We start from the raw sequence: 11627 nt of genomic DNA on the forward strand, positions 1-11627 counted from the left end.
AAATATCATGTTAATTTTATTATGATCCACGAGATAATTGATGTCGATTATCCCACAAAGCCATCAATAAGCCGATAAGGAAGCCTGCAAAATGTGCGGCATTTCCGATAGAGTCACCTAAAACGCCCATATAACCCGCTACAATCCACAAAATCGAAAAGACGATTAAGCCTGTTGGCGCACCAATACCTTTTTCTGGATTACGTATGCCCGTTAAGCCTACATAGCCGATTAATGCGTACACAACACCAGAAAGTCCACCGAAGTTGGAGTCTGTAAACAGTGATTGTGCCCAATTACTAAATAGCGCAGAAACGAGCATAATCACAAATAATTTACTGGTGCCGAGTTGCTGTTCTGTTTGGCTGGCGAGATACCACCACATGGCGAGATTAAAGGCGATATGCATCAATGAAAAATGAACAAAAGCTGGCGTGATATAGCGCCAGACTTCAAAGTCTAGACTCTCTTCATAAGGCCATGCGAGGTGGAGCATAACATTATAGTCACCCACCACTTGTTGCCAGATAAAAACGAGGATACATAAAATAATCACCAGTACCGTTAAAGGGCCTGATCGTTGCACCATATTTTTTATCGAAAATGCAGGACGATATTTTATGCCTGTTTTTTGCGGATCACCAGTTTGCCAACTTGCAGCTTGATAGCGTGGGTGAAAAGGCTCACGTAGAAAAGTGTTTAGTTCTTTTTCAACCATATCCAACTGATGTTGGTCTTCTAACCAAAGTGAGATTTGCTGATTTTCATTTTTTGCGTGAATTCGCACACCTTTCGTTGCCATATAATTGACAAATAAATCAGCCGCTTGAGGGTTAGAAAGCGTAATAATGTGGATCATTAATAAAACTCATCTGTAGTTATTGCAGAGAAGTTATCGCTTGTGGAAACTCTCTTAGCCATGCTTCAAAACCACCATTAATACTATAAACGGTTTCAAAGCCCATATTGACCAGATATTGAGCTGCACCTTGGCTGCTATGACCGTGATAACACATCACCATAACAGGCACATCAAAATCAGCATCTTGTAAAAATTGGTTTAGCGTATCATTAGTGAGATGAAATGCGCCGGTAGCATGACCTATGCGATAACTCTGGGGATCTCTTACATCAACTAATATCGCCGATTGAGATGTCCAGAATTGATAGGCTTGTTCAATGCTGAGAAATTGAAACTTATCCATAATTGTCTTATTTATTATATTGTTAATTGATTTATTTGTTCTGAGCGAGAGAACGATACATTTATCATAACGTCAAATCGGTAAAGATGACGTTACACTTTGTAAATGATTATTTTAATAAACAAATCCCCCATGATATCAGTGCAGGTGAGTACCATAGGGGATGTGATACTGAGGGATATCAGTAGTAGGAGTGTTCACCGCGTTGGTGTTCAGTTAAATCTTTCACACCTTTTAACTCTTCTGGGAACAGGTTTAACAGTTCTTTTTCGATACCATCTTTTAAGGTGACATCAATCATGGAACAACCGTTACAACCACCACCGAATTGTAAGATAGCATAACCGTCTTCAGTGATTTCCATCAGACTAACACGACCACCATGACCCGCTAATTGCGGGTTAATTTGTGATTGTAGTACGTATTCTACGCGTTCAATTAACGGTGCATCAGCATCGACTTTACGCATTTTTGCGTTAGGTGCTTTTAGGGTTAATTGTGAGCCCAGTTGGTCAGTGACAAAGTCAATTTCCGCATCTTCTAAGAAAGGTGCGCTGATGTTATCAACATACGCAGAAAGTTTTTCGAATTTAATTTCAGTGTCGTTTGGCTCTACGGCATCAGGTGGGCAATATGAAACGCCACATTCAGCATTAGGTGTGCCTGGATTGATAACGAATACACGAATTTGGGTGTTGGGTTCTTGGTTAGCCAGTAGTTTGGCAAAATGCGCCTGTGCGGCATCAGTAATAATAATCATATCGTCTTGCTCAATAGTTGACTGTTCTGGTTGGTTATCATACGCCCAATTGGCGGTTAACTACAAGGTTCGACAAATCGCCCATACCTCAACAGAGCGTGCTCCCGCACGAAATAACAAAGGTATAATGCTCTTTAATGTCGCACCTGTAGTGATAACATCATCAATTAGTGCCAGATTTTTCCCTGATACCGACACTGTGTTATTTAATACAAATGCATTCTTTAAATTTTGTTGCCTTTGCTTGGCATTAAGATGCGTTTGCACCAGTGTAGCACGAGTTCTTATCAGGGTATCCGGTTGATAAGCACAATTTAGCCACCTTGCCAAAGGCTTAGCGATAGCTTCTACTTGCTCAAAGCCCCTAGACCAACGGCGATGACGATGTGAAGGAACGCTAATAATTCTATCGGGTTTCTGCACCAAATTTTCTCGCCGATGTGAAAGCCATCGCAATAGAAAAAGTCGTGCAAGACATAACGCTATTTGAGGGCGAGGTTGGTATTTATAAAGGTGTAATAATTTATTTAATGGCGGTTGATAGTCAGTGACTGTCAACATCTGTTTCCATGGTGGAGGCGATTGTAAGCAGCGTCCACATAGCATCATAGAGTGGGATGAGGGATATAAACAGCATGGGCAACGATTATGCTGTTTAGGTAAATAACGAATACAACTCGAGCAAATACCTTTAGTATCATAATGTAAGGGTTGACGACATAACCAACAATATCCTGCTATTGTTATCCACATAATGAACATCCTTGTAAAAGAAAAGAGAGCATAACAATGAATAAATTGTATTGGCAGACAATAGGTGAAGGAAAAACGCATCTTGTGCTATTACACGGATGGGGATTGAATGCACAGGTTTGGCAATCATTAATACCGCGATTAAGCTCGCATTTTACACTGCATCTCGTTGATCTCCCTGGATATGGTCGTAGCCAAGGTTTTCCTGCTCTTACATTAAAAGAGATGGCAGAGATTGTTTTTGCCAACGCCCCTGAAAATGCAATTTGGTTAGGTTGGTCTTTAGGTGGATTAGTGGCGAGCCGTGTGGTTTTAGATAATCCCAATCATGTACAAGCCTTGGTTACGGTGGCATCTTCGCCTTGCTTTGGCGCCCATGATGATTGGCCAGGTATCAAACCTGAGGTTTTAAAAGGCTTTGAGCAGCAATTAAATGAGAATTTTCATCGCACCGTTGAGCGCTTTTTAGCGCTACAAACGTTAGGCACCCAGAGTGCGCGTGAGGATATGAAAGCGTTAAAATCCGTGGTATTAGATCAACCACTGCCTTCTGTTGAGGTTCTTAATGGGGGGCTAGAAATTTTGCGTACTGAAGATTTACGAGAAGAGTTGAAAGCTTTGCGTTGCCCTTTTATTCGTTTCTATGGTTATTTAGATGGGTTAGTGCCTCGAAAAGTGGCTGGATTATTAGATGCTATTTATCCTCAATCGCCTTCTGTTATTTTCCGTAATGCTGCACATGCTCCGTTTATTTCGCACCCTGATGAATTTAGTGATGTACTTATTAACGCATGTAAAAAATGATTTCAGATCCGTCAAGATAGAACCCGAATATTGTTTTTCTTGGAGAAAAACTAAACCCCTACAATAAATAGGGGTTTAGTTTTTTTATAACGTATCAGCGTAATTGATAAAGCTTTGTTTGGCATGCGGTGGCTTCAGGGCAACTTTTACAACTGCCTGTGAGACAATCTTCTACATCCACCTCTTCAAGCTTACCCATCAATGTGAGCCGCTCTAACATTGCTTGCACCAAAGGTTCAGGCATATTGAGTTGATGGCTGATAAGACGGGCATCGGCTCGACCATTAAGGGCGATACAATCACGTACTTCTATCAGACTTGCCATCTTACTTTTCCTTTGTCACTTAGTGACAACTACCTTTTGAACAACATTGTTTAGATAATGAAGGTTTATTGCTTAAGTTAATTGTTAGGCGACTACGCGCATTACGCAACAAGATAAATAAAATTAAGTTGAAGATAACCACAGCAGCAATCGTTATGCCACTGCTTTGTGGATGTTCACTGAAGGTTGCCACTTGATAGAACAGGGCTGCCAATGAGTAAGCAATATTTAATCCCCAAAGAATAGAGAAAGTCATCCATCCACGGCTTGTTTCACGGGCAATAGCACCCATGACTGAAACGCAAGGTACATACAGTAAAACAAAGATTAAGTAGCTGTATGCCGCAATGCCTGAACCAAATTTAGCGCCCATGGTGCCCATTGTACCGGTATCCATTTCGCCATCACCTTTACTGGCTTCAATTGGGTTAGAAAGCGCAGCTAGCGTGAAGGTTTCTTTTAAGCTATCCCATGTTTCACCAAAGGCGTCACCAATTTCGCCCCATAGGTCGAATTCTTCAGGATCAAAAGGCTCATTAACAATACTTTCTGCGGTATAGAGGGTATTTAATGTTCCTACTACCACTTCTTTCGCCATTGCACCAGTGACTAAACCAACCGTTGCTTGCCAGTTATCACTGTGAACACCAATAGGTTGAAGTAATGGTGTGATCACTTTACTGACAGACGCTAATGCAGAATCATTGATGTTATCCGCAGGTTTACCTGAGAAGGTAAAGCTGTTTAACGCACCAATAAACATACTGGCGATAATAATGACTTTACCTGCACGTACCACGAAGCCTTTTAGACGTTGCCATGTTTGCATCAGTAACGTTTTTAGGTGAGGAACGTGATAAACCGGCAGTTCCATTACGAAAGGTGAGGCTTCACCACGCATAATGGTGTGTTTTAACAGTAAACCAGTGAGAATGGCGACGACAATACCGAGAAGGTAGAGCGAGAAAACAACACTCGCGCCATTTTTGCCAAAGAATGCAGCGGCAAAAACTGCAAAGATTGCTAAGCGAGCACCACAGGACATAAACGGTGCCATTAATACAGTGATCAGACGTTCTCTTGGTGCATCCAGTGTACGCGCACCCATAATGGAAGGTACGTTACAGCCAAAACCGACAATAAGTGGTACAAATGATTTACCTGGTAAACCCAGAGCCTGCATCAATCTATCCATCACAAAGGCAGCTCGCGCCATATAACCTGAATCTTCAAGAATAGATAAGAACAGGTACATCATCCCGATTTGTGGCACTAATGGCAGAACGGTATTGATACCACCACCGACACCTTGAGCAAGGAAAATCGTTAGCCATTCAGGGAAGTTAAAGGTTGCACCAATCCATTGAATACCATGGATAAAGATAGCTTCAGAGCCACCTTCAAAAGCAGGCTGTAAAGCACCACCAATGTTAATTGCGAGCACAAACATTAAGTACATAACAAACAGGAAGATAGGAACACCTAACCAACGGTTTAATATCACTTTATCGATATTTTGCGTCAGAATATTCGGCTTAATGGCTTCCATATTAATCACGGTATGGCAGATACGCTCAATATTTTGATAACGGGCATCTGCAATGACTAATTCGGGTTCATTGTTATGTTCGTCTTGAATTCGTTGGCGAATGGTTTTGATATCTTCACTAGTGACTTGAGCACGTTGGTGAGTATAGATATCACCCTCTAAACACTGTAATGCCATCCAACGACGTTGCTGTAAATTAAACTCATCGTGATTAATTTTTTCAGCAAGTGCCTCGACTTCATTAAGTAACCATATCGGATAAGACGTCAGTAATTCTTGTGGTTTTTTCTTTTCAGCAGGGAAGGTATCAATGGCTTCTTTGAGTTTATCAATACCTGATGCTTTGGTTGAAACCATTGGAATAACAGGGCAACCCAGTTGCTCTGAAAGTGCCTTGATATCAATTTGCATATCTTGGTGTTCTGCAATGTCGAGCATATTTAATGCCACGATACACGGAATACCAAGCTCAAGTAGTTGCAATGTCAAATAGAGGTTACGCTCAAGATTTGATGCATCAACCACGTTAATCAGCATGTCTGCTTCATTACTTAAAATGAAATGGCAGGCAATTTGCTCATCAAGCGATGTCTGTTCTGAGATTGTCGTTAAAGAGTAAGTTCCGGGTAAATCGACGAGCTCAATTTTATGATTTGCAGTTGTGAAACGACCAACTTTGCGTTCGACCGTTACACCCGCCCAGTTACCTACACGCTGGCGAGAGCCTGTTAACTGATTAAAGAGTGTTGTTTTACCAGCATTGGGATTACCGATAAGGCCTATAGTGAGAGGAGTCATAATAGTGATGCCAATAGTTGTCTTGCCTGGTTGAATGAGAAATAACGATTATTTTTCGTTATGAACCACTTCGCTAAGATTAATGAGTGCGAGATCTTTTTTTCTCAAAATTAGGGATACTCGGTGCGTTTCTATTTGAATAGGATCACCCAGTGGTGCGATACGAATAACGTTAAACACAGCGCCAGGTAACATACCTAAAGATAATAATTTCTGTCTGTATGCTGGGCTAATCTGAGGTGAGTAGCTCAAGATTTTATAACTGTGATTTGGGATCAGAGACATGATTGTCCTTCCACGAATATTGATACAAAGAATAATGATACTGATAATTATTAACGTGTATGAGAATTCACATAATAATATTAAGGTTAATTATAATAAATATTTTTAATGCTAATGAGAATTATAATTATCCTTATTGGGTATAATTTAGCCTAGTCTATGCATATCTGCACTTGATTTAAATCAACCAGAGAAAAGATATTGAGATGAAAATAGACTGTTTACCTTATCTGTTACTAGACAAAAACAGAATGTGAAGATTTGAAATGTCAATGTAGCAACAATATAACAATCAATTGATAATATTAACGGGTCACAATATGACAGCAGATTTTAAGGCGATTAGCATGGCGAGCTCTTCATCGTTTTTTAAATGAAAAGCTCGCGTTGTTATTGTGAATACCCGCTAATTAGTGAGTTTGCTGGTGGCTAAAAAGTTGGTAAATATTGTTCGGGGTATAACTATTGTCTTCGTATGAAACGACCCAATCAGTTATTAATGCGGTGTTGATAGGATAGATTTCACCTTCTTGCATATCCTCAACATAAAATGGCACGTTGAGTAATTTTGCATAAACGGTGTCTCCATCACGAGACTGTGGCACAAACCACATATGCTCTAGCTCTTCCTCTTCACCATAAGGAATACCGAATTTGATCATAAACTGCCACGGGTTTTCAGTCTCTTCGGGTTTGTCTTTTCCTAATAATTTGGAGAGAAAACCACTTTTTTTCTCAACAGGTGGTTGATTGTAGTTATCAAACATAGAAACGAAGTATTCCCAGCGTCGCTTGGCTTTTTCAGACATCTCATAGGTTTCTTCATTGCTACGCAGTAGCATCATCGCTTGCTGCTCTTCATAACCTTTAAAGAAGGTTTCTAAAACCGGATTTTCTTCATTGGTTCTAAATAGCATAGAGGAAGGATGTTGATGATATTCATCACGATCGGCTAAATCACCCAAGAAAACACCATTTGGTGCGCCTTCTGTGTCATAACGCATCTCTTCTAAAGGTCTAAGATTTTCGAGAGGTGTTGATTGATTAATATGGCGAATACCTTCTTCAAAAGGTAATGCAACAAGATACTCCAAACCTGATGATGTTTGACCACAAAGCATTGGTTCACCAAATTCAATTTGACGATGATTAATACTGTTGTTAACAAAGCAGCGGAAGAGCTCAGGAATACCATAGTAAGATTCAAGCATACTTGGAATAACTAAATCGACTTCGGTTAAACCGCAGCGCGCTAATCCATGCGTATGAAACCAGAACATCGTTGGTGGATCATTTTCTGTGTCATAGACAGCATGAATAACATATAAGCTTTCTACTTCAGGATAGAGATCGGGCGTTTCTAATTGGAAGCGTATCCACTCAGGTGTTAATGCCTTACCTGCCGCTGATTCATCTAATGCTAAGACCATTTCAGGTGCGATGATATTAAGAAAATTCAGTTGATGGCGATAGCTTGCTAAAGGATGCAAAGTTTCAGTAAAAAGTGTTTCTAATAATAAATCTTGAGTTGTTGAATTCGCATGCGCGAGTAGTTGTGGTGTAAGTTCATCAGTCGAATACATTGGACGTATTTCGTAATCTTTATCACGAGGGTAAAGACAGACAAAAAAATGTAACTCGTCATCACCATGTTGGCAGCGATAGAAAAAACCATCGTCAATATTTTCACTTAGATAATTTATCTCACCATCAGTGTAATCGGTCTGTTCTTCTAAGCGTTGTTCAATAAGCGCATAGTTTAGTGGCTGTGCAGGAAAGGCCACTATACGAGAGGGCACTTTTTCTCCTTGCCCAGCTGCGATATCTAAGTACTGCTGTCTGTTATCCATATTTTTTATCACTCGTATATTAAAGATAGAAAAATAGGATATCAGGGATAACAAGAGAGGAATAGATGGAGTTATCTGAGCTTGAGAGGGTTATTTAATCTATTGTTAATAATGAGTATTAATGAAAAGTAAAAGAGAGAGCGAGCTATAAAAAATAACGGATATCAATAAGTTATTGATATCCGTTAGATGTAAGCTAATCAAGGCAAATGATTAGCCTTTTGATTATTTACCTTTCAATAATTGCATGATGTCTTCAGTTTTTTCTTCATCGTCATCATCTTCAAACTCAATACCTAGCTCAACCATTAATTCATCAATGCGATCAAGGGTTTTCTCAGTATAAGCCTGCTCTTCTGCGTTGAGTTTTTCACCGTTTTCAAGACGAGACAGTAATTCATCTAAGCGTGCATCGTTTTCTAATAGGTCTAACTCTTGCTCAGGCGTTAAACGAACGGGCTCTGCTTTAACTGGCGCAGGTTTTTTCTTCGCAACTTTTGGTGCATCGCCCACAATCAGAGGGATCGGTTTTTTGCTACCAATACGTGGATCTTTCGGCGCTGTATTGTTCGCTTGCTGTTTATTTTCCGCTTCCTGCTGACGGTTACCGGCAGGATTGCCACGGTGTTTCTTTTGACGTTTACGTTCACGTCCTTCCGCGTTCAGCTCTTCACGCGATTTCTTACGTGCTTTAGCTGCGGGCTTTCTTTTAATCATATTCATAATGGTAACTCGATAGTGATCTTCTTGGTTGCGCAATCTATCAGAAACAAAATTTCAATAAAAGCGCAAATTTAAGACAATTTAATTTTTGCTCACGTACAATGTGCGGTTCATTTCACTATACTTTACTGTGTTGTGACGTCAATTAACGACTAAATTAAATTAATTAACTTAAATTTCTATTTATTATGACATTATCATCTGCACAATTACGTAAACCAGTATATTGGTGGGTTATTGGTTATGCGACTCTTTGGATCTTAGTGAGTTATCTCTTTGACCCTACCGTGCCTTATGATGCCGTTGAGGCTGTCAATTGGGGCACTAACGGAGGGTGGGGCTCCCCCAAAAATCCTTGGTTTGTGGGTTTTATAATGACACCCGCTATTTACGGCGGTATCGATTTTAGCTTTTATTGGTATTTTATCCACTTTATTGTCATTGCTGTTGGGCTACTAGGCGTTTGGAACTTAGCCTACAAGTTGACACAAAATACGAACTTAGCTTGGTTTGCTATGTTGGCGCTTAATTTATCTGGTGTTATCAACTTTGATATTATCCCTTATAACGATAACTATATTCTAGTTGGTTGTTGGGCATGGGCGTTCTATTTTTTCCTTTGTGCGATTAATGATAATCAAAAGTATTGGATTGGCTTCGCTATCGCTATGGGCATTGCCACAATGGGGAAGTATTCATCATTAGCTTTTATCGGTTCTGTGTTTTTATCAAGCCTTTTTGTGCCTAAAGTTCGAACAAGCTATTGTTCTCCTTATTTCTATTTAGCATTAGCTATTTGGTTTGCTTTTGTTATTCCCAATTTTATTTGGTTATGGCAAACCGACTTTGCAGCGTTTAAGTGGGTCGACTCACAAATTGAAAATCGTTTTAATTTACGTACAACGCGTGCTGCGCTGACCGTTTTTTACCCTGTGGTTTTAATGTGGGGAATTTTACGTTTTTATGGTGGACGTGTAAGTTGGTCTGCTTCTAAAGATAGCCAATTACTCAATTTTATTTTTCTGTTTCCATTAACGATTATTTTTATCTGGTTTAGTTTTCATGAAGGGGGGCGTATCAGCGAGTGGTTACAACCCTTTATGTCGATTGCGACTGCACTTTTTGTGGGCTCAATTAGTGTAATGCCTAAACGTTCATTACGTGGCGCACTGTATGGTTTAGGTGTTTTTGGTATGTTGGTTGTTTCTGGTTATACAGTCGTTCAAGCCGCTAATGTGCGTAATGCAGGACAAAAATTTATTGGCGTAAAAAACTTTGTGCAAGATGTTGAACAAGCTTGGCATCAACATTATCACACGCCACTTGCGTATGTGGGCGGTGAGTATATGCATGAATGGGTGACTTTTTATGGTAAAGATAGACCATTATCTTCACAGCCTTGGGTGTTAGAAGAGAATGTGCAACCTCCTAATATTTATAATCGACATATTACACTTCAACAATTAGAAGAAAAAGGTGTCGTATTGGTGAGTGAAGTTGGTTATTACTGTGAAAAAGCACATTTTGATGAAGGATTAAAGTACTGGCCGAGTTTAAAAATAACCGATACTCAAGAGATAATGTTCCGTGCTGAACCAGATGCCATTACTGAGCCAGTTTGTATTGCTTTTGTGGCTCCCAAAACACATAAGGAAAAGTAGAGATGCGTTACGCTGATATTCGGGTCGAAACAGAAAGATTGATATTGCGTCCCTTTGAAATGGGGGATGCTGAAGATTGGTTTAAGATCATGAGTTCACCTGAAGTGACGCGCTACAGGAGCCATCTCCCTTGGCAATCACTGCAAGAAGCGCAGGAAGATATTATTCAAGATATCACTCATATGGAAAGAAAAGAGTATCTGCGCTTAGCGGTAATTGATAAGGCAACACATACATTAATGGGAATGTGTGTTTTCTTTAACCATTATCCTAATTCACGACGTGGTGAAATAGGGTATTGCCTTGATACAATTTATCAAGGAAAAGGCATGATGAAAGAAGCTATGGTGGCGTTTATTGAGTATCTCCATACACATCTATCTGTTCGCCGTTTAGAAGCGGATATCCACCCAGATAATAAAGCATCAGCTGCGTTGTTAGCGAAATTAGGTTTTGAACAAGAAGGGTATCTTAAACAGCGTTGGATTGTGGGTGATGAAGTGTCTGATTCTGCTATTTTTGGGTTGTTATTGCCCATCAAAGTAGAGTAATTGCAGAAAATAGAAAGGCACAAGTGAGATATAACACTTGTGCTTGTCGCTACTTAGCCAAAAAAGAGGCTTGATTTTTTAAGCTTAACGCCTGATTTACTGAAAAAATATCACCACGTACTTCTGGAATACCAAAAGATTTTAATCGAGCACTGTGTTTATCTAAATAAGCTTGAGCGTTTTCTTTTGAATCAAAAAGATAAATACCTCCCGCTTTTTGTGTTTCTTTATTTTCAGTCCAAATTTTCCAAATAAAGCCAGGCTCTTGGTTGATTGATGCAGATAATGTATCCATGGCTTGTGTCATTTCATCACCGAAAGGGCCATGATACGGGAAATCTACTTGTAGAAGCACGTGCATAA

General features: G+C 39.8%; 13 protein-coding genes. 3 read left to right on the forward strand and 10 right to left on the reverse strand.

Translation table 11 applies throughout. The features are described 5' to 3' along the window. Positions 1-19 precede the first annotated feature (19 nt). From glpG to gntX, 4 genes are all read right to left on the reverse strand, one after another. Positions 20-859: a rhomboid family intramembrane serine protease GlpG gene (gene glpG, locus JEP36_RS05845; protein WP_196533936.1), complete on the reverse strand. Its 840-nt coding sequence runs from the start codon at positions 857-859 to the stop codon at positions 20-22. Positions 860-878: 19 nt separating this feature from the next. Continuing rightward, positions 879-1205 (reverse strand): thiosulfate sulfurtransferase GlpE, encoded by a 327-nt coding sequence (glpE, locus tag JEP36_RS05850; protein WP_069369522.1) that lies wholly within the window; start codon positions 1203-1205, stop codon positions 879-881. Between the two features lie 181 nt (positions 1206-1386). Beyond that, positions 1387-1965, reverse strand: a complete 579-nt coding sequence (gene nfuA / locus JEP36_RS05855; RefSeq protein ID WP_109373704.1) for a Fe-S biogenesis protein NfuA — start codon at positions 1963-1965, stop codon at positions 1387-1389. Between the two features lie 60 nt (positions 1966-2025). Beyond that, the gene (gene gntX / locus JEP36_RS05860; RefSeq protein WP_198626290.1) at positions 2026-2718 is read right to left on the reverse strand and encodes a DNA utilization protein GntX; all 693 of its coding nucleotides are present in this window, start codon (positions 2716-2718) and stop codon (positions 2026-2028) included. 36 nt (positions 2719-2754) lie between these two features. Between gntX and bioH the strand changes: the two genes are divergently transcribed. Next, a complete protein-coding gene (gene bioH / locus JEP36_RS05865) occupies positions 2755-3522 on the forward strand; it encodes a pimeloyl-ACP methyl ester esterase BioH (RefSeq protein WP_198629975.1) in 768 nt (255 codons plus the stop codon). A gap of 94 nt (positions 3523-3616) precedes the next feature. Here bioH and JEP36_RS05870 read toward each other — a convergent pair whose 3' ends face one another. From JEP36_RS05870 to yihI, 5 genes are all read right to left on the reverse strand, one after another. Then, entirely contained in the window at positions 3617-3847 is a 231-nt protein-coding gene (locus tag JEP36_RS05870) for a FeoC-like transcriptional regulator (protein WP_100159654.1), read from the reverse strand. A 19-nt stretch (positions 3848-3866) separates the two neighbouring features. Next, positions 3867-6194 (reverse strand): Fe(2+) transporter permease subunit FeoB, encoded by a 2328-nt coding sequence (feoB, locus tag JEP36_RS05875; protein ID WP_198620095.1) that lies wholly within the window; start codon positions 6192-6194, stop codon positions 3867-3869. A 48-nt stretch (positions 6195-6242) separates the two neighbouring features. Then, entirely contained in the window at positions 6243-6479 is a 237-nt protein-coding gene (feoA, locus tag JEP36_RS05880) for a ferrous iron transporter A (protein ID WP_036914344.1), read from the reverse strand. A 410-nt stretch (positions 6480-6889) separates the two neighbouring features. Beyond that, positions 6890-8329, reverse strand: coding sequence for a DUF4026 domain-containing protein (locus JEP36_RS05885; RefSeq protein WP_198626292.1), 1440 nt, complete (start codon positions 8327-8329; stop codon positions 6890-6892). Between the two features lie 225 nt (positions 8330-8554). Continuing rightward, positions 8555-9052: a Der GTPase-activating protein YihI gene (yihI, locus tag JEP36_RS05890; RefSeq protein ID WP_196534093.1), complete on the reverse strand. Its 498-nt coding sequence runs from the start codon at positions 9050-9052 to the stop codon at positions 8555-8557. Between the two features lie 188 nt (positions 9053-9240). Here yihI and JEP36_RS05895 point away from each other — a divergent pair, with 188 nt between their 5' ends. Beyond that, positions 9241-10713: a glycosyltransferase family 39 protein gene (locus JEP36_RS05895; protein WP_198629976.1), complete on the forward strand. Its 1473-nt coding sequence runs from the start codon at positions 9241-9243 to the stop codon at positions 10711-10713. Positions 10714-10715: 2 nt separating this feature from the next. Beyond that, positions 10716-11264: a GNAT family N-acetyltransferase gene (locus tag JEP36_RS05900; protein WP_198629977.1), complete on the forward strand. Its 549-nt coding sequence runs from the start codon at positions 10716-10718 to the stop codon at positions 11262-11264. A 49-nt stretch (positions 11265-11313) separates the two neighbouring features. On the opposite strand, the gene JEP36_RS05905 is transcribed toward JEP36_RS05900, so the two are convergent. Beyond that, positions 11314-11625 (reverse strand): monooxygenase, encoded by a 312-nt coding sequence (locus JEP36_RS05905; protein ID WP_198620091.1) that lies wholly within the window; start codon positions 11623-11625, stop codon positions 11314-11316. Positions 11626-11627 lie beyond the last annotated feature (2 nt).

This window comes from Proteus sp. PR00208 (assembly GCF_016238545.1).
Lineage (GTDB): Bacteria > Pseudomonadota > Gammaproteobacteria > Enterobacterales > Enterobacteriaceae > Proteus.

Bases quoted from the DNA above. Each gene is read 5' to 3' on its own strand.
- glpG (WP_196533936.1), bottom strand. From the start codon at position 859: ATGATCCACATTATTACGCTTTCTAACCCTCAAGCGGCTGATTTATTT.
- glpE (WP_069369522.1), bottom strand. From the start codon at position 1,205: ATGGATAAGTTTCAATTTCTCAGCATTGAACAAGCCTATCAATTCTGG.
- nfuA (WP_109373704.1), bottom strand. From the start codon at position 1,965: ATGATTATTATTACTGATGCCGCACAGGCGCATTTTGCCAAACTACTG.
- gntX (WP_198626290.1), bottom strand. From the start codon at position 2,718: ATGTGGATAACAATAGCAGGATATTGTTGGTTATGTCGTCAACCCTTA.
- bioH (WP_198629975.1), top strand. From the start codon at position 2,755: ATGAATAAATTGTATTGGCAGACAATAGGTGAAGGAAAAACGCATCTT.
- JEP36_RS05870 (WP_100159654.1), bottom strand. From the start codon at position 3,847: ATGGCAAGTCTGATAGAAGTACGTGATTGTATCGCCCTTAATGGTCGA.
- feoB (WP_198620095.1), bottom strand. From the start codon at position 6,194: ATGACTCCTCTCACTATAGGCCTTATCGGTAATCCCAATGCTGGTAAA.
- feoA (WP_036914344.1), bottom strand. From the start codon at position 6,479: ATGTCTCTGATCCCAAATCACAGTTATAAAATCTTGAGCTACTCACCT.
- JEP36_RS05885 (WP_198626292.1), bottom strand. From the start codon at position 8,329: ATGGATAACAGACAGCAGTACTTAGATATCGCAGCTGGGCAAGGAGAA.
- yihI (WP_196534093.1), bottom strand. From the start codon at position 9,052: ATGAATATGATTAAAAGAAAGCCCGCAGCTAAAGCACGTAAGAAATCG.
- JEP36_RS05895 (WP_198629976.1), top strand. From the start codon at position 9,241: ATGACATTATCATCTGCACAATTACGTAAACCAGTATATTGGTGGGTT.
- JEP36_RS05900 (WP_198629977.1), top strand. From the start codon at position 10,716: ATGCGTTACGCTGATATTCGGGTCGAAACAGAAAGATTGATATTGCGT.
- JEP36_RS05905 (WP_198620091.1), bottom strand. From the start codon at position 11,625: ATGCACGTGCTTCTACAAGTAGATTTCCCGTATCATGGCCCTTTCGGT.